Here is a 16,204-nt window from a genome sequence, read left to right on the forward strand (position 1 = left end):
GGGGCGGGACCGCGCGTCTCCGTCCCACCCGGGAGTTTTTCGTGGCGGCTCGCTCGTGTCAGAACGTGAGCTTGAAGCCGTTGATGTAGCCGGTGTCCTGGGCGGCCTTGTCCTGCACCCGCAGCTTCCAGGCGCCGTTGGCGAGCTCGCTGGAGGCGTTGACGGTGTACGTGGTCTGGACGTTGTCGGCCGAGTCGGACGACGAGAACGGCTTGAGGTTGTAGACCGTGCCGTCCGGGGCCACCAGATCGACGACCAGGTCGCCGCGCCAGGTGTGGATGATGTCCACCCCCACCTTGAGCGTCGACGGCGCGTTCCCGGTGACGCCGGTGACGTTGACCGTCGAGGTCACCGCGGCCCCGTTGTCGGGGATGGCGACGTCGGCGGTGTTCTCGAAGACCGGGCCGGGCGGCGGGGTCGTCGCGGTGCCGAGGGTCCAGATCGCGTGGGCGATCGCGTCGCTGTTGCGGTCCAGCGCGGTGTCGTTGATGTTCGACGTCGTGTCGCAGGACGAGTGGTAGCAGCGGTCGAACGCGGTGGTCGTGCCGCCCCACTTCTGCACCTGGGCGCTGGTCTTGACCCGGCTCGCGCCGGTGAACAGACCGCCCACGGGTATGCCGACGTTCTTGAACGAGGCGTGGTCGGAGCGGCCGTCGCCCTCGGTCTCGATCTCCGTCGGGACGCCGAGGCCGGCGAAGTAGCCCTTGAAGGTCTGCTCGATGGCCGGGTCGTCGTCGTAGACGAAGTAGCCCGGGTTGGGCGAGCCGATCATGTCGAAGTTCAGATAGCCGCTGATCTTCGAACGCTCCGAGCTGGGCAGGTTGTTCACGTAGTACTTCGACCCGACGAGACCGAGCTCCTCGGCGCCCCACCACCCGAACCGCAGGTGCTTGCTGGGCTGCAGGTTGGCGCGGGCGACGGCGAGCGCGGTCTCCAGGATTCCGGCGGAGCCGGAGCCGTTGTCGTTGATGCCCGCGCCGGAGCTCACCGAGTCGAGGTGGGCGCCGGCCATCAGGACCTGGTTCGGGTCGCCGCCGGGCCAGTCGGCGATGAGGTTGTAGCCGGTGGTCCCGTTGTACGTGAACTGCTGGACGGTCGTGGTGTAGCCGGCCGCGTCGAGCTTGGCCTTCACGAAGTCGATGGACGCCTTGTAGCCGGTGCGCCCGTGGGCCCGGTTGCCGCCGTTGGCGGTGGCGATCGACTGCAGGTCGGCGAGGTGCTGCTTGACGTTGGCGAGCGGGATGTCGGGGGCGGCGAGGGCGGCGGACGGTGCGGCGGGCGCGGCCGGCGGGGCGGCGCTCGCGGTGGTACCTGCGAGGGCGGTGACGGCGAGCGCGGTGAACGCCGCGACCGCACCGGCACGTCTGGGCACGGAGAGGTTCATGTGGGGGCTCCGGATTCCGAACGGGGATGGAACGGAAACGTGCGAGAGCTGTGCGTGGTGCGGGTGAATGTTCGAGGAGAGTTTGATCCACCGTCAAGAGCGGAAACCGGTCAGGGCCGTTCGCTGAACGGACGGTGGAGGGCGACGCGGCCCGGCCGTCAGGCGTCCGCGGCTGCTTCCTCGTCGTCGTCCTCGTCGTCCGCGAGGGCGTCCAGCGCGTCGGCGACCGCCTCGCGGACGTCCGGGTGCGGGTCGGTGGCCAACTGCCCCAGCAGGTCGCGGACTCCGGGCGTCGACCAGTACGCCACGGCCTCGACGAGCGCGGTGCGGACGGCCGGGTCGGGGTGTCCGGCGAGGCCGGCCAGGCGGGGGAGCGGCCCGCGGCGGCGCAGCCCGTACCAGTGCAGCGTCTCCCGCAGCGCGGCCGCGTCGCCGCGGGTCTCGGCCGCGTCGAGCCGGGCGAGCAGGATCCGGGGCGCGGGCGACGGCCCGTCGTAGGGGTGCGGCCGGCGGCGGCGCAGCCGCTGGGAGCCGTACTCGCCGCGGACCCGGCAGCCGAAGCAGGTGCAGGGGGTGACGCCGTGCGCCTCGGGGAAGTAGCGCCAGCCGTTGACCTGCCGTACGGAGCGGATCGCCCGTACCTCGCCGGGTGCGACGGTCCGGGGCAGGAAGACCTCCCAGCCGCGGGCGTCCTCCAGCGCGGCGATCCGCCGCACCGCCTCGGCGGCGGTGACGGCGGCGGGCGCGCGGTCGTTGTACCGGCCCACGCGCACCGGCTCGGCGTCGTCCAACCGCACGTGCACGGCAACGAGTTGGCGGGGCCCCGGGCGGCGGGACAGCTCGCGCAGCCACTGATGGGTGAGCGTGTACGAGGGCAGGACGGGGAACAGGAACACCCCCCGCGACTCGCCGCGGCCGTGCGCCCGGATGCCGCCGCGGCGTATCCGGGCGGCGTGGGCGGCGGGGGTGAGGTGCACGAAGGTGGCCATGGGCGCCGATGCTACGACCGGGCCCCCGGCCCACGACCGGGCCCCCACCCCACGGCTCGGGCCCCCACCCCACGGCTCGGGCGCTCGCCCTACGGCCTTGTCGCCGCCCGGAGTTCGACCGCCCGGAGCCGCCGCCCGCGCCCGGCTCACTGCACGCAGAACTCGTTGCCCTCGGGGTCGGTCATCACCACCCAGGAGCCGCCCTGTTCGGCGACGCGGCGCTGCACCTTCGCGCCCAGGCCCTCCAGGCGCGCGACCTCCGTGTCCCGGGAACCGGGGGCGGCGTGCACGTCGATGTGGAGCCGGTTCTTGAGGGACTTCACCTCCGGCACGCGCTGGAACAGGATGCGGCGGCCCAGGCCGGCGCCGGTGCGCTCGTCGTACGGCTCGTCCGGATGCCGGACGGCGGCCAGATCGCGCCAGCCGAGCCGGCCGGCGTGGGTGAGCGTCACCTCGGCCGGGACCGCCCCGGCGGCGAGGAGCTGTTCGACGAGGGCGCTGTGGTCCTCGTTCACATAGCCCAGGGCCTCGGCCCAGAACGCGGCCTGAGTGTGCGGGTCGTTCGCGTCGATCACAAGCTTCCACTGGAGCGTCGTCATGGTAACCACTTATAGTGGTTACGTGAGTGAGATAGCAACGGGTCACGCCATGACGCTCCGCCACCGGGACGGCCAGGTCTTCCGTTTCGACGCCGGGGCCCTCTGTCTCGAACTGCTGCTGACCGGCGGCCCCGGCCCCGTCGCCGCGCGGTACGAGGTGCTGGACCGGCCCGAAGGGCTCCTGGACTGGGTGCGCGACTGCCGGCTCGCCCCGGGCCTGGACGTCGCCGTGACCTCGGAGGAGCTCGCCGCCGTCCGGACCGCCCGCGACGCGCTGTGGCGGCTCGCGCTCGCGCGGGCGCAGGGCGAGCCGCTGCCCGGCGCCGATCTGGACGTGCTCAACGCGGCGGCCGCCCGCCCCCCGCTCGTCACGCGGATCGCCCCGGACGGGACGCGCGCCTGGGCGCTCGGGGCGACCGGCGCCGCACTGCTCTCGACGGTCGCGCGCGATGCCGTCGAGCTGTTCACCGGGCCGTACGGCGACCGCGTCCGTGTCTGCGGCGCGGACGACTGCGCCCTGCTCTTCGCCGACACCTCCCGGCCCGGCCGCCGCCGTTGGTGCTCCATGGAGAGGTGCGGCAACCGTCACAAGGCCCGCGCGCACCGGGCCCGCGCCGCGCAGGAGGCGGCGCGGGGGCGGTGACCGGGCCGGACGGAGGCGTCCGTCAGACAGGCGCCGTGGCGGGCTCGACGGACCGCGCCGCGCCCGCCGTGTCCGCCGCCCCATCCGTCTGCGCCGCCTCGCGGGCGTCGTACGCCGCGCGCGCGGCCGCGATCTCGTTCTGGTGCCGCTCGGTCCAGGTCACCAGCGAGCGGATCGTGGTGTGCAGCGTCGCGCCCAGCGGCGTCAGCTCGTAGTCCACGCGCGGCGGCACCACCGGGTGCACCGTCCGCTTCACCAGCCCGTCCCGCTCCAACTGCCGCAGCGTGACCGTCAGCATCCGCTGGCTGACGCCGTCGATCTCCCGCCGCAGCTCCGTGAAGCGCAGCTTCCGGCGGTCGAGCAGGGCGATGACCAGCAGCGACCACTTGTCCGCGATCCGGTCGAGGATCTGCCGGACCTCGCAGTCCTCCCGGGTGTCCCACTGGAACGGGTCGGCGTCCGCGCCGTCCGCGCCGGTGCCGGTCACTTCGCAGTGACTCGGTGACTTCGAAGTGCCTTCTTCCATGGCACCCGATGCTGCCGCAGGATGCAGGTGGTTACAAGAGGGAACCGACCCTCGGAGCCGTAACCGGCCACCCCTTCCCGCCCTGGAGACCGATGTGTCCGTACGCGCCTGGAGCCTGCTGCTCGTCCTCTGCGGGACGATCTTCCTCGAAGGCATCGATGTCGCCATGCTCGCCGTGGCCGTCCCCGTCATCCGTTCCGATCTGGGCCTCTCGACCGGCGCCGCGGCCTGGGTGATGTCCGGGTACGTCCTCGGCTACGCCGGCTTCACCCTGCTCGGCGGCCGGGCCGCCGATCTCCTGGGCCGCCGCCGGATGTTCCTCGGCTGGCTCACCGTCTTCCTCCTCTTCTCCGGCCTCGGCGGCCTCGCGACCGAGGGCTGGATGCTGATCGCCGCCCGGTTCGTCACCGGCGTCGCCGCCGCGTTCATGACTCCGGCCGCCCTGTCGATCATCACCACCTCGTACGAGGAGGGCCCGCAGCGCAACCGGGCGCTGCTGGTCTTCGCCGGCACCGCCGCCGGCGGCTTCTCGCTCGGCCTGGTCATCGGCGGACTGCTCACCCAGCTCGGCTGGCGCTGGGTCTTCTTCGCGCCCGTGCTGCTCGCCGCCGCGGTCCTGCTCGCCGCGCTGAAGCTGGTCCCGAAGGAGGCCCGGCCCGAGCGGACCGGCGGCTTCGACCTGCCCGGGGCGCTGACCGCGGCCGGAGCGATGCTGCTGCTCGCGTACGGCATCGTCCGCTTCGAACACGGCCTGGACGGACTGGCGGTCACGGTCGCGGTCCTCGCCGGCGGCCTCGCGCTGGCCGGCGTCTTCACCGCCGTCGAACGCCGGGCCCCGGCCCCGCTGGTCCGGCTCGGGCTGCTGCGCCGGGGCTCCGTCCTGCGGGCCGACCTCGGGGCGCTGCTCTTCGTGGGCTCCTTCTTCGGCTTCCAGTTCGTCGCCACGCTCTACCTTCAGGAACTGCGCGGCTGGTCCTCGCTCGAGACCGCCTTCGCGCTGCTCGTCATGGGCGTCGACGCCGTCCTCGCGCCGACGCTCACGCCGCGGCTGGTCGCCCGCTTCGGCAACGCCAAGGTGATCCTCGGCGGGTTCGTGCTCGCGGTCGGCTCGTACGCGCTGTTCCTGCCGGTCGGCCCGGACTGGTCGTACGCGGCGATGTTCCCGAGCCTGCTGCTCACCGGCCTCGCCTTCGCCCTGGCGTACGGTCCGCTCACCATCGCCGGCACCGACGGCGTCGCGGAGGAGGAGCAGGGGCTGGCCGGCGGACTGCTCAACACCGCCACGCAGTTCGGCTCGGCCGTCGGCATCTCGGCCGTGACCGCGGTCCACGGCCTGGCGGGGGCGGGCGCGGAGGGCCTCCGCACGGCGCTGGTGGTCCCGGTCGTGATGGCCGCCCTGGGCGCGGTCGTCGCCGCGGTGGGGGTGCGGGCGGCGGCCCGGGCGGGCGGTGCCGTGGCCGCCCGGGCGGTCCCGGAGGCCGACGGCTCTGCGAGCAAAGTCACGGTCTGAGCGGGTCCGGGCGGACCTAATGTAGAGGGATGAACGATTCGTCCGCCTGCCCCCTGGTGGGGGTCGCCGCCGCCTACATGCCCCGGCTCTCGGAATTCACCTTCGAGCCGGGGCTCGTGGCCGCGGTCGACCAGCACGCGGCGGCCGTGTGCGACGCCCTCGTGCCCGCCCAGCGGCGGCCGGTGGACGAGCCGGAGACCCGGTCGGTGCGGCGCGAGGACCTGTCGGACTACGTGCTCGGCTTCACCGACTGGCTGTCCGAGGTCGACTGGGTCGAGCCCGTCGGGCACGACTTCGCGACCCTCCGCCTGACGGCGGTCTGCTGGCTGATCCGGGAGTACGACCTCCTGGCCGCGTGACGGTTCCTCGACGACGCGAGGGGCGGGGCCCGCACCGGGCCCCGCCCCTCGCGTCGTGAGGCCGGGTCACATCGGGTCCTGGCCGCCCCGCTCGTCGCGCCGGGCCCCGCGGTCGAGGCGCTCCTGCGTGGTCGGCATGCCTCGCTGGGCGTCCTCGCGGCCCCGCTGGTAGGCGCCGATCTGGTCGCGGGCCCGGCCGGTCTCCGCCTCGGCCACCGCCAGCCAGCGCTCCCAGCGCTGGCGCATCGGCTGCACGAGCCCGCCGCCGACGCCCACGATCACCGTGCCGGCGATGGTGGCGAGGACGGCGATGAGCACGGGTCCGGTGATGGCGGTCGCGATGCCCGCCTGGCCGAGCGCGGCGATCACGCCGAGCGCCACGATGAACGCCCAGGCCGCGGTGGCGACGACCTTGCCGTACGACATCTGCCCGAGCGCGCCCATGATGATGTCGCGCACCGCCCGCGCGATGGCCATCGCCACGACCACGATCACACAGGCGACGATCGCCCGCGGGATCCAGGCGACGATGCCGTTGATCATCTGGCTGACCGGGTTCGGGCCGAAGACGCCGAACGCCAGCTGCAGCGCGATCAGCAGGACCGCGTAGTAGAGGATCTTGGCGATGATTCCGGTGGCGTCGTACTTCGAGCCCCGGAGGGTGTTCGCGATACCGCTGCGCTCGGACAGACGCTCGAAGCCGACGCGGCGCAGGAGCCGGTCGGCCACCTTGGCGATCGCCTTGGCGATGAACCAGCCGATCAGCAGGATCGCGAGGAAGCCGATGAACTTCGGTACGAACTCGGCGATGGCGGACCACGCGTCGGTGAAGCCCTGCCCGAAGTCGACCGAGAGTGCGAGGGTGTGCGACATGACGCTTCCACTCCGCTCGGGTTGGGCCCGCACCGTGCAGCTGGGCCCCTGAGTCCCGACCTAACACCGGGTCGACGGCGGTTGCCTCCGCTCAGCGGCCGGGCTGGGCCGATGGAGTGGAAAACCCCTGCTCCGCGGTGCTCGCGCGCTCCTCGGCCACGGCCTGCGCGGCCGCCGCGGCCAGACGGGCCGCCTCCGCCCGCGACTTCCGCGCCGTGCGCAGCGCGTCCCACGTCAGGACGGTCAGCGCCAGCCAGACCAGGGAGAAGCCGGCCCACCGCTCGGGCGGCATGGCCTCGTGGAAGTACAGGACGCCGAGCGAGAACTGGAAGACCGGGGCGAGGTACTGGAGCAGGCCCAGCGTGGACAGCGGCACCCGGATCGCGGCCGCGCCGAAGCAGACCAGCGGGGCGGCGGTGACGATGCCGGTCGCGGCGAGCAGCGCGGCGTGGCCGGCGCCCTCGGCGCCGAAGGCGGCGTCGCCGGACGCGCCCAGCCAGAGCAGGTAGGCGAGGGCGGGCAGGAACTGCAGGGCGGTCTCGGCGGCCAGCGACTCCAGGCCGCCGATGTTCACCTTCTTCTTGATCAGCCCGTAGATCGCGAACGAGACGGCCAGCGTCAGCGAGATCCACGGCAGCCGCCCGTACCCGACCGAGAGCACGAGCACCGCGACGAAGCCGATGCCCACCGCCGTCCACTGCGCGGGCCGCAGCCGCTCCTTCAGGAGCAGGACGCCCATGGCGATGGTGACCAGCGGGTTGATGAAGTAGCCCAGTGAGGCCTCGACGACCTGGCCGGAGTTGACCGCCCAGATGTACAGGCCCCAGTTGACCGTGATCACGGTGGCGGCGAGGGCCAGCAGCCCGAGCTTCCTCGGGGCGGCGAGGAGTTCGCGTATCCAGCCCCAGCGGCGCAGTGCGAGCAGCGCGAGGCCGACGAAGACCAGCGACCAGACCATGCGGTGGGCGAGGATCTCGATCGCCCCGGCCGGCTTGAGCAGCGGCCAGAAGAGCGGGACCAGGCCCCACATGCCGTAGGCCCCGACCCCGTACAAGAGCCCTGCCCGACCCTCGTTCTCCGTCTTCACCGGACCTCCTGCCCGCCTGCCCCGCATTGCGCCGTTCCGACGAAGGTAGCGCCGCGGGGGGCGGGCTGTCATGTCCGTACCGCAATACGGTCATGACCTTGCGGTCGTCTCTGGGCTCCGCGTCAGGCGGTGGGCAGGGCCGCGGCGATCGTGTCGGCGATCGGCGTCGTCGGGCGGCCGATCAGCCGGGCGAGGTCGCCGCTGGTCGCTGCCAGCGCGCCGCGCCCGATGGCCTCGTCGACGTCGACGAGGATCGCGGCGAACGGGGCGGGGACGCCGGCGCCGGTGAGGATGTCCAGGTGCGCGGCGGCGGGGACGTTCCGGTACGCGATCTCCCGGCCGGTCCGGCGGCCGACCTCGGCCGCGTACTCGGCCAGGGACCAGGCGGTGTCGCCGCTCAGCTCGTACGCCCGGTTCAGGTGCTCGCCGGCCGGCCCGGTCAGGACGGCGGCCGCGGCGGCGGCGTAGTCGGCGCGGGCCGCGGAGGCGATCCGGCCGTCGCCGGCGTTGCCGACGACGGCGCCGTGCGCGAGGACGGGGGCGAGGTGGGCGGTGTAGTTCTCGGAGTACCAGCCGTTGCGCAGGAAGGTGTACGGGAGCCCGGAGTCGAGGATCCGCCGCTCGGTCTCCTTGTGCTCGGCGGCGAGCTCGAAGTCGGCCTCCGGTCCGCCGAGGATGCCGGTGTACGCGAGCTGGGCGACGCCCGCCGCCTTCGCGGCCTCGATCACGGCCGTGTGCTGTGGGACGCGGCGGCCGACCTCGCTGCCCGAGACGAGCAGCACGCGCTCGCCCTCCCGGAAGACGCCCTCCAGCGTCTCCGGCCGGTCGTAGTCGGCGGTCCGCAGCTCGACGCCCCGCTCGGCGAGGTCGGCGGCCTTCTCCTTGTCGCGGACGACGGCGGCGACGGTCTGCGCGGGGACGGTGGCGAGCAGCTCGTCGATGACGAGACGGCCCAGCTGTCCGGTGGCTCCGGTGACGACGATGCCCATGGGTTCTCTCCGTACGGTCGTGGCTCGGGATGTGCACTCACCGTACGTGGGGCGCAAACTTTTAGAAAGTACCCACTTCAAAGTAAGGTACTGGCATGGAAGTGAGCGTCAATGATCCGAAGTGCCCCTCGCGGCTCGTCCTGGAGCACGTGACCAGTCGGTGGGGCGTCCTGGTGCTGGCCGCGCTCCTGGAGCGCTCGTACCGCTTCAGCGAGCTGCGCCGGACGATCGGCGGGGTCAGCGAGAAGATGCTCGCCCAGACGCTGCAGACCCTGGAGCGCGACGGTTTCGTGCACCGCGAGGCCCGGCCGGTCATCCCGCCGCGGGTGGACTACAGCCTCACCGCGCTCGGCGAGGAGGCCGCCCGGAAGGTGTGGGAACTGGCCCGCTGGACCGAACGCCGGGTGCCGGCGGTGGAGGCGGCGCGGGCGGCGTACGACGCGCGCAGGGCGCCCCTCGGCTGAGCGAGGAGCGCCCTGCGCGGGAGGGCCTGAACGGGCTAGCCGACGACCGTCCAGGTGTCGTTGCCGGTGAGCAGCGCGGCGAGGTCGCCCTTGCCGTTCTGCTCGATGGCGGTGTCCAGCTGCTCGGCCATGAGCGTGTCGTAGACCGGGCGTTCCACGGACCGGAAGACGCCGATGGGCGTCTGGTGGAGCGTGTCGGGGTCGGCGAGGCGGGAGAGGGCGAACGCGGTGGTCGGGGTGGCGGCGTGCGCGTCGTGGACGAGGATGTCCGCCTCGTTGCCGGCGGTGACCTCGACGACCTTCAGGTCGCCGGTGCGCGCGTCGCGGACGACGCCCTTGCGCCCGTCGGCGCCGAAACGGATCGGCTGTCCGTGCTCCAGGCGGATCACGGCCTCCTGGGCCTGGTCCTTGTCCTTCAGGAGCTCGAACGCGCCGTCGTTGAAGATGTTGCAGTTCTGGTAGATCTCCACCAGCGCCGTGCCCGGGTGGTCGGCGGCCTGTCGCAGGACCTCGGTGAGGTGCTTGCGGTCGGAGTCGACCGTCCGTGCCACGAAGCTCGCCTCCGCGCCGAGCGCCAGGGACACCGGGTTGAACGGCGCGTCGAGCGAGCCCATCGGCGTCGACTTGGTGATCTTGCCGACCTCGCTGGTGGGGCTGTACTGGCCCTTGGTGAGGCCGTAGATCCGGTTGTTGAACAGCAGGATCTTCAGGTTCACGTTGCGGCGCAGCGCGTGGATGAGGTGGTTGCCGCCGATCGACAGCGCGTCGCCGTCGCCGGTCACCACCCACACCGACAGGTCGCGGCGCGAGGTGGCCAGGCCGGTGGCGATCGCGGGGGCGCGGCCGTGGATGGAGTGCATCCCGTACGTGTTCATGTAGTACGGGAAGCGGGAGGAGCAGCCGATCCCGGAGACGAAGACGATGTTCTCCTTCGCCAGGCCCAGTTCCGGCATGAAGCCCTGCACGGCCGCGAGGACCGCGTAGTCGCCGCATCCGGGGCACCAGCGGACCTCCTGGTCCGACTTGAAGTCCTTCATGGACTGCTTGGCCTCGGCCTTGGGCACCAGGTTCAGGAGCGACTCAGTCATCGATGACCTCCGTGAGCGCCGCGGCGAGCTGCTCGGCCTTGAACGGCATGCCGTTCACCTGGGTGTGGCTGCGCGCGTCGACGAGGTAGCGCGCGCGGACGAGGGTGGCCAGCTGTCCCAGGTTCATCTCCGGGACGACGACCTTCTCGTACTGCTTCAGGACCCCCCCGAGGTTCTTCGGGAAGGGGTTGAGGTGGCGCAGGTGCGCCTGGGCGACCGGCAGGCCCTCGCGGCGCAGCCGGCGCACCGCGGCAGTGATCGGCCCGTACGTCGAGCCCCAGCCCAGGACCAGCGTCCGCGCGCCGTCCGGGTCGTCGACCTCGACGTCGGGGACGTCGATCCCGTCGACCTTGGCCTGCCGGGTGCGGACCATCAGGTCGTGGTTGGCCGGGTCGTAGGAGATGTTGCCCGTGCCGTCCTGCTTCTCGATGCCGCCGATGCGGTGCTCCAGGCCGGGCGTGCCCGGCAGCGCCCAGGGGCGGGCCAGGGTCTCCGGGTCGCGCTTGTACGGCCAGAAGACCTCGGTGCCGTCGTCGAGGGTGTGGTTCGGGCCGGTGGCGAAGTTGACGCTGAGGTCCGGCAGGCTCTCCACGTCCGGGATGCGCCAGGGCTCGGAGCCGTTGGCCAGATAGCCGTCGGAGAGCAGGAACACCGGCGTGCGGTACGTCAGCGCGATCCGCGCCGCCTCCAGGGCCGCGTCGAAGCAGTCCGCCGGCGTCTTCGGGGCGACGACCGGGACCGGCGCCTCGCCGTTGCGGCCGTACATCGCCTGCAGCAGGTCGGCCTGCTCGGTCTTGGTCGGCAGGCCCGTGGACGGGCCGCCGCGCTGGATGTCCACGATCAGCAGCGGCAGCTCCAGGGAGACCGCCAGCCCGATCGTCTCGGACTTCAGCGCCACACCGGGCCCGGAGGTGGTGGTCACCCCGAGCGCTCCGCCGAACGCCGCGCCGAGCGCCGCTCCGATGCCCGCGATCTCGTCCTCGGCCTGGAAGGTCCGCACGCCGAAGTTCTTCTGCTTGCTCAGCTCGTGCAGGATGTCGGAGGCCGGGGTGATCGGGTACGAGCCCAGGTACAGCGGCAGGTCCGCCTGCCGGGCCGCGGCGATCAGGCCGTAGGACAGGGCCAGGTTCCCCGAGATGTTGCGGTACGTGCCCGTCGGGAACGCCTTCGTGGCCGGGGCGACCTCGTAGGAGACCGCGAAGTCCTCGGTCGTCTCGCCGAAGTTCCATCCGGCCCGGAAGGCCGCCACGTTCGCCTCGGCGATCTGCGGCTTCTTCGCGAACTTGGCCCGCAGGAAGTTCTCCGTGCCCTCGGTCGGCCGGTGGTACATCCACGACAGCAGGCCCAGCGCGAACATGTTCTTGCTGCGCTCGGCCTCCTTGCGGGACAGCCCGAAGTCCTTCAGCGCCTCGACCGTCAGCGTCGTCAGCGGCACCGGATGCACCCGGTAGCCGTCGAGCGAACCGTCCTCCAGCGGCGAGGTCTCGTAGCCGACCTTGGCCATGGCCCGCTTGGCGAACTCGTCCGTGTTGACGATGATCTCCCCGCCCCGGGGCACGTCCGCGATGTTGGCCTTCAGGGCGGCCGGGTTCATCGCGACCAGCACGTTCGGCGCGTCGCCCGGGGTGAGGATGTCGTGGTCCGCGAAATGCAGCTGGAACGACGACACGCCGGGCAGCGTCCCGGCGGGGGCCCGGATCTCGGCCGGGAAGTTCGGCAGCGTCGAGAGGTCGTTGCCGAAGGAAGCGGTCTCCGAGGTGAACCGGTCACCCGTGAGCTGCATACCGTCTCCGGAGTCACCCGCGAAGCGGATGATCACCCGGTCCAGACGGCGCACTTCCTTGGCGGCACCGTTCGTCGCCGGGGCGCCGCGCTGCTCCCCGACGACTGCCTCATTGGCCTCTTCGGCCTCGTCGGCCTGCTCGGCCTGGCTACTGACCTGGCTGGTCACGGAACTGGACCTCCTTCGAGGCGGCGGGGGCCCGGCCGGCTTCACCGGCCGTCCCACGGCCCACCCTACGTCGATCAGGGGCGCGGTTCTTCGTTCTCCGTCCGACTCCCGCCGGCTGTGTCCGGGCGGAGGTTCTGACGGCATGTCAGATGTTGAGGATTCCAGGAAATCAGGATTCGAGATAGGTCAGCACGGCCAGAACCCGGCGGTGGTCCCCGTCGCTGGGGGAGAGCCCCAGCTTCAGGAAGATGTTGCTGACATGCTTCTCCACCGCACCGTCGCTGACCACCAGCTGGCGTGCGATCGCCGAATTCGTCCGGCCCTCGGCCATCAGGCCCAGCACCTCCCGCTCGCGCGGGGTCAGGCCGGCCAGTACGTCCTGCTTCCGGCTGCGGCCCAGCAGCTGCTGGACGACCTCGGGGTCCAGAGCGGTACCGCCCCGGGCGACCCGGACCACCGCGTCCACGAACTCTCGTACCTCGGCTACCCGGTCCTTCAGCAGATAGCCGACGCCCGTGCTGGACCCGGCCAGCAGCTCGGTGGCGTAGCGCTCCTCCACGTACTGCGAGAGCACCAGCACGCCTATCCCCGGATGATCCTTCCGCAGGGTGACGGCCGCGCGCACGCCCTCGTCCGTATGGGTGGGCGGCATCCGCACGTCCGCGACGACGACGTCCGGCGCCGCGCCCTCGGCGGCGAGCTTCGCCACCGTCTCCACGAGCGCCTCCCCGTCGCCGACGCCGGCCACGACCTCGTGCCCCCGGTCGGTCAGCAGCCTCGTCAGGCCCTCACGCAGCAACACCGAGTCCTCGGCGATGACCACCCGCACCCTGTCTTCCACGACCTGCCGCCCCCATGCTGGTTTGCCGATGCGTCATTGAGCGTTGCACCTCCAGCATCGCAGCTTCACGCCCCGGTCAGGCGGCGGAATTGATCAGTCTCGGCCATCCGCCGGACGGCTCCCGGTCCGGGGCCGCCCGGCCGCCCCGGCTCAGGCGCGCCAGGGGAGCTCGGCGGTGACGGTGGTCGGTCCGCCGGCCGGCGAGTCGACCGCGAGGACGCCGTCGACGGCGTCCAGCCGCTCCGTCAGCCCGGCGAGCCCGCCCCCCGCGCCCGCCTCGGCGCCGCCCCGCCCGTCGTCCCGCACCTGCACCAGCAGCTTGTCGCCCGTGCGCCACACGTCCACCCAGGCGCGGCGGGCCCCGGAGTGCCGGGACACGTTGCGCAGCAGCTCGGACACCGTGAAGTACGCGATGCCCTCGATCGCCGCCGCGGGCCGGGACGACAGGTCCACCTCCACCGAGACGGGAACCGCGCAGTGGGCCGCCACGGCGGACAGCGCCGCGTCCAGACCCCGGTCTGTCAGGACCGCGGGGTGGATGCCCCGGGCCAGGTCCCGCAGCTCCCGCAGGGCGGTCTTCACCTCGCCGTGCGCCTCCTCGACCAGCTGCGCGGCCGCCTGCGGATCGTCGGCGAGCTTCTCCCGGGCCTCGCCCAGGTCCATGGCGAGGGCCACCAGCCGGGCCTGCGCCCCGTCGTGCAGGTCGCGTTCTATTCGGCGCAGGTCCGCCGCCGCCGCGTCGACGACCACCCCGCGGTCCGTCTCCAGCTCCGACACCCGCGACGCCAGCCGTGACGGGCCGAGGAGCCCCGCGAGCAGCAGCCGGTCCACGGCGGTCAGGCCCCGTACGACCCAGGGCGTGACCATCACCAGGGCCAGACCGACGGCGCCGGTGAGCGCCAGCTCGGCGGGGGAGTCCAGGACGACGCTGTGCGTGCGGTCGCCGTACAGCTGGATGCCGTCCGTCCCCGCGTGGACCGGCAGGACCCAGTGCCACAGCGGATAGGTGAGCGCCGCCCAGCCGTACGCCCAGAACGTCACCGCGACGGTGAACGCGAACACCGCCCACGGCAGGTGCACGATCCCGTACAGCAGGTGCCGCCAGGACACCCCGCTCTTGAGCAGGCCCCCGATCCGCCCCCCGGCCCCGCCGCCCGAGCCCGCCCCCGCCGGTTCCGGCTCGGGCACGTCGAACCCCAGCAGCGCCCGGGCCCGCGCCCGCTCCACCGCGCCCAGGCCCCGGCAGACCGCGAGCCCGCCGGCCAGCACGGGGATGCCGAGGAAGGTGACGAGCAGCCCGGCGCCCAGCGCGAGCGTGGTGACCGACAGCACGAAGGCGAGCACGCTCAGCGGCAGGCTGAGCAGCACGTACCCGAACGCGCGCCAGTGCCGCGCCTCGACGGGGGCCCGCAGCGCCGCGGGCAGGCGGTGAACAGCCATCTCTCGCTTCCGTTTCTCCTGGATCCGGCCTCGTACCGAGCCTCCCGCCCCGGCCCCGCCCGGGACCATGAGGCCGCCGGGCCTCTTGGCAGGGGGGTTAACCCCACCCGCCGGAGGCGGACGAGCCGCTCCCGCTGCTTCCGGGGCGCCTACTGCGCCGGGGCGTCGCGCCTACTTGCCGGGGCGCGCCGTGCCCTTCGCGCCGGACGCCGGGCGGCCGCGCCAGGGAAGCTCGGCGGTCACCGTCGTGCCCTCGCCCGGCGGGGAGGCGACGACGAAGAGCCCGTCCACCGCGTGGAGGCGTTCGGCCAGGCCCTTCAGGCCCGTACCGGCGTCGGGGCTCGCCCCGCCGCGCCCGTCGTCCCGCACCTGGAGCAGCAGCCGGTCCGATGTGCGCCAGACCTCGACCGAGGCGCTGCGCGCCGCCGCGTGCTTGGACACGTTCTGCAGCAGCTCCGAGACCGTGAAGTACGCGATGCCCTCGATCGCCTCGGCCGGCCGCTCGTCCAGGTCCACGCTCACCGTCACCGGCACCGTGCACCGCGCGGCGACCGACGACAGCGCCGCGTCCAGCCCGCGGTCCGTCAGCACCGCCGGGTGGATGCCCCGCGCCAGGTCGCGCAGCTCCTGCAGCGCCAGCTTCACCTCGCCGTGCGCCTCCTCGACCATCGCCGCGGCGGCCTCCGGGTCCTCCAGGAGCTTCTCCTTCGCGAGCCCCAGCCCCATCGCCAGCGCCACCAGCCGCGCCTGCGCGCCGTCGTGGAGGTCCCGTTCTATTCGGCGCAGGTCCGCCGCCGCCGTGTCGACGACGACCCCCCGGTCCGACTCCAGCTCCGCGATCCGCCGCTCCAGCTCGTCCGACGGCGACAGCAGCCCGCGCACCATCGCCCGGTCCACGTTCGACAGACCGCGCGTGACCAGCGGCAGCAGCGGCCACAACACCAGCAGCGACACCAGCGTCAGCGCGAACGTCAGCACCCCCCACGGCAGGCGCACGAAGTCGTACAGCACCGTCCGCCACGCCACCGGGTCCTTCAGCCGCGTCCACGCCCAGCCCAGCAGTCCGCCCCGGCTCGACGGCAGCGGGCTCGGCTCGTCGACCCGCACCCCGAGCAGCGACCGGGCCCGCCGCCGCTCGAAGCGGCCGAGCCCGCGCGCACCGGCCAGGCCCACGCCCAGCCAGGGCAGCCCGATCACCGTCACCGACAGACCTATGCCGAGCACCACGGTCACCACCACGTACACGAAGCCCACCAGCGTCACCGGCAGGTTGGCCAGCAGATACGCGACCTCGCGCCAGGTGCCGCCGTCCACGGCGGCGATCCGCGCGCCGCGCGGAGGGACGTCGGTGCCGGCGGTGTCGGCGGCGGCCAGGTCGGCGGCCTCGGCAGAAGTACGGGTGCTCATGTCGAACAGCCTGCCGGTCCGCCGATCCCGCTGCCATGGGGTTCCTCGCACACC

At 72.9% G+C, this 16,204-nt stretch carries 16 protein-coding genes; 4 read left to right on the forward strand and 12 right to left on the reverse strand.

The genetic code is table 11. From position 1 onward, the window contains the following. Positions 1 to 58 precede the first annotated feature (58 nt). From ACNJ93_RS18480 to ACNJ93_RS18490, 3 genes are all read right to left on the reverse strand, one after another. Positions 59 to 1,384 carry a M28 family metallopeptidase gene (locus ACNJ93_RS18480; RefSeq protein ID WP_418958507.1) on the reverse strand — a complete coding sequence of 442 codons (1,326 nt, stop codon included), beginning with the start codon at positions 1,382 to 1,384 and terminating at the stop codon, positions 59 to 61. 158 nt (positions 1,385 to 1,542) lie between these two features. Next, a complete protein-coding gene (locus tag ACNJ93_RS18485) occupies positions 1,543 to 2,373 on the reverse strand; it encodes a HEAT repeat domain-containing protein (protein ID WP_418958508.1) in 831 nt (276 codons plus the stop codon). Positions 2,374 to 2,519: 146 nt separating this feature from the next. After that, positions 2,520 to 2,972 carry a VOC family protein gene (locus tag ACNJ93_RS18490; RefSeq protein WP_418958509.1) on the reverse strand — a complete coding sequence of 151 codons (453 nt, stop codon included), beginning with the start codon at positions 2,970 to 2,972 and terminating at the stop codon, positions 2,520 to 2,522. Positions 2,973 to 3,021: 49 nt separating this feature from the next. Here ACNJ93_RS18490 and ACNJ93_RS18495 point away from each other — a divergent pair, with 49 nt between their 5' ends. Next, on the forward strand, positions 3,022 to 3,615 hold the full coding sequence (locus tag ACNJ93_RS18495) for a CGNR zinc finger domain-containing protein (RefSeq protein ID WP_418961457.1): 594 nt from the start codon (positions 3,022 to 3,024) through the stop codon (positions 3,613 to 3,615). 22 nt (positions 3,616 to 3,637) lie between these two features. Here the strand turns inward: ACNJ93_RS18495 and ACNJ93_RS18500 are convergent, their stop codons facing one another. Continuing rightward, on the reverse strand, positions 3,638 to 4,141 hold the full coding sequence (locus ACNJ93_RS18500; protein ID WP_418958510.1) for a winged helix-turn-helix transcriptional regulator: 504 nt from the start codon (positions 4,139 to 4,141) through the stop codon (positions 3,638 to 3,640). A 94-nt stretch (positions 4,142 to 4,235) separates the two neighbouring features. Here ACNJ93_RS18500 and ACNJ93_RS18505 point away from each other — a divergent pair, with 94 nt between their 5' ends. Beyond that, positions 4,236 to 5,651: an MFS transporter gene (locus tag ACNJ93_RS18505; RefSeq protein ID WP_418958511.1), complete on the forward strand. Its 1,416-nt coding sequence runs from the start codon at positions 4,236 to 4,238 to the stop codon at positions 5,649 to 5,651. 29 nt (positions 5,652 to 5,680) lie between these two features. Then, on the forward strand, positions 5,681 to 6,010 hold the full coding sequence (locus ACNJ93_RS18510; protein ID WP_418958512.1) for a DUF6401 family natural product biosynthesis protein: 330 nt from the start codon (positions 5,681 to 5,683) through the stop codon (positions 6,008 to 6,010). A gap of 66 nt (positions 6,011 to 6,076) precedes the next feature. On the opposite strand, the gene ACNJ93_RS18515 is transcribed toward ACNJ93_RS18510, so the two are convergent. From ACNJ93_RS18515 to ACNJ93_RS18525, 3 genes are all read right to left on the reverse strand, one after another. After that, on the reverse strand, positions 6,077 to 6,883 hold the full coding sequence (locus tag ACNJ93_RS18515) for a mechanosensitive ion channel family protein (protein WP_418958513.1): 807 nt from the start codon (positions 6,881 to 6,883) through the stop codon (positions 6,077 to 6,079). Between the two features lie 91 nt (positions 6,884 to 6,974). Beyond that, complete coding sequence (gene rarD / locus ACNJ93_RS18520; protein WP_418958514.1) at positions 6,975 to 7,970, reverse strand: EamA family transporter RarD; 996 nt, start codon at positions 7,968 to 7,970, stop codon at positions 6,975 to 6,977. 122 nt (positions 7,971 to 8,092) lie between these two features. Beyond that, complete coding sequence (locus ACNJ93_RS18525) at positions 8,093 to 8,959, reverse strand: SDR family oxidoreductase (RefSeq protein WP_418958515.1); 867 nt, start codon at positions 8,957 to 8,959, stop codon at positions 8,093 to 8,095. A 95-nt stretch (positions 8,960 to 9,054) separates the two neighbouring features. On the opposite strand from ACNJ93_RS18525, the gene ACNJ93_RS18530 reads away from it, so the two are divergent. After that, a complete protein-coding gene (locus ACNJ93_RS18530; protein ID WP_418958516.1) occupies positions 9,055 to 9,423 on the forward strand; it encodes a winged helix-turn-helix transcriptional regulator in 369 nt (122 codons plus the stop codon). A 35-nt stretch (positions 9,424 to 9,458) separates the two neighbouring features. On the opposite strand, the gene ACNJ93_RS18535 is transcribed toward ACNJ93_RS18530, so the two are convergent. The 5 genes from ACNJ93_RS18535 to ACNJ93_RS18555 all read right to left on the reverse strand — a co-directional run bounded on the left by ACNJ93_RS18535 (position 9,459) and on the right by ACNJ93_RS18555 (position 16,150). Continuing rightward, positions 9,459 to 10,511, reverse strand: coding sequence for a 2-oxoacid:ferredoxin oxidoreductase subunit beta (locus tag ACNJ93_RS18535; RefSeq protein ID WP_418958517.1), 1,053 nt, complete (start codon positions 10,509 to 10,511; stop codon positions 9,459 to 9,461). Beyond that, positions 10,504 to 12,462: a 2-oxoacid:acceptor oxidoreductase subunit alpha gene (locus ACNJ93_RS18540; RefSeq protein WP_418958518.1), complete on the reverse strand. Its 1,959-nt coding sequence runs from the start codon at positions 12,460 to 12,462 to the stop codon at positions 10,504 to 10,506. Before ACNJ93_RS18540 ends, ACNJ93_RS18535 begins: the two co-directional genes overlap by 8 nt. Positions 12,463 to 12,631: 169 nt before the next feature. Further along, positions 12,632 to 13,303 (reverse strand): LuxR C-terminal-related transcriptional regulator, encoded by a 672-nt coding sequence (locus ACNJ93_RS18545; RefSeq protein WP_418958519.1) that lies wholly within the window; start codon positions 13,301 to 13,303, stop codon positions 12,632 to 12,634. Between the two features lie 150 nt (positions 13,304 to 13,453). Next, entirely contained in the window at positions 13,454 to 14,743 is a 1,290-nt protein-coding gene (locus tag ACNJ93_RS18550) for a sensor histidine kinase (RefSeq protein WP_418958520.1), read from the reverse strand. A gap of 171 nt (positions 14,744 to 14,914) precedes the next feature. Continuing rightward, positions 14,915 to 16,150: a sensor histidine kinase gene (locus ACNJ93_RS18555; protein WP_418958521.1), complete on the reverse strand. Its 1,236-nt coding sequence runs from the start codon at positions 16,148 to 16,150 to the stop codon at positions 14,915 to 14,917. Positions 16,151 to 16,204 lie beyond the last annotated feature (54 nt).

The organism is Streptomyces tritici, from assembly GCF_048500665.1.
Taxonomy (GTDB): domain Bacteria; phylum Actinomycetota; class Actinomycetes; order Streptomycetales; family Streptomycetaceae; genus Streptomyces; species Streptomyces tritici.

Coding starts and splice junctions, on each gene's coding strand:
- ACNJ93_RS18555 (WP_418958521.1), bottom strand. CDS start 16,150: ATGAGCACCCGTACTTCTGCCGAGGCCGCCGACCTGGCCGCCGCCGAC.
- ACNJ93_RS18510 (WP_418958512.1), top strand. CDS start 5,681: ATGAACGATTCGTCCGCCTGCCCCCTGGTGGGGGTCGCCGCCGCCTAC.
- ACNJ93_RS18535 (WP_418958517.1), bottom strand. CDS start 10,511: ATGACTGAGTCGCTCCTGAACCTGGTGCCCAAGGCCGAGGCCAAGCAG.
- ACNJ93_RS18525 (WP_418958515.1), bottom strand. CDS start 8,959: ATGGGCATCGTCGTCACCGGAGCCACCGGACAGCTGGGCCGTCTCGTC.
- ACNJ93_RS18480 (WP_418958507.1), bottom strand. CDS start 1,384: ATGAACCTCTCCGTGCCCAGACGTGCCGGTGCGGTCGCGGCGTTCACC.
- ACNJ93_RS18500 (WP_418958510.1), bottom strand. CDS start 4,141: ATGGAAGAAGGCACTTCGAAGTCACCGAGTCACTGCGAAGTGACCGGC.
- ACNJ93_RS18530 (WP_418958516.1), top strand. CDS start 9,055: ATGGAAGTGAGCGTCAATGATCCGAAGTGCCCCTCGCGGCTCGTCCTG.
- ACNJ93_RS18515 (WP_418958513.1), bottom strand. CDS start 6,883: ATGTCGCACACCCTCGCACTCTCGGTCGACTTCGGGCAGGGCTTCACC.
- ACNJ93_RS18550 (WP_418958520.1), bottom strand. CDS start 14,743: ATGGCTGTTCACCGCCTGCCCGCGGCGCTGCGGGCCCCCGTCGAGGCG.
- ACNJ93_RS18495 (WP_418961457.1), top strand. CDS start 3,022: ATGACGCTCCGCCACCGGGACGGCCAGGTCTTCCGTTTCGACGCCGGG.
- ACNJ93_RS18485 (WP_418958508.1), bottom strand. CDS start 2,373: ATGGCCACCTTCGTGCACCTCACCCCCGCCGCCCACGCCGCCCGGATA.
- ACNJ93_RS18490 (WP_418958509.1), bottom strand. CDS start 2,972: ATGACGACGCTCCAGTGGAAGCTTGTGATCGACGCGAACGACCCGCAC.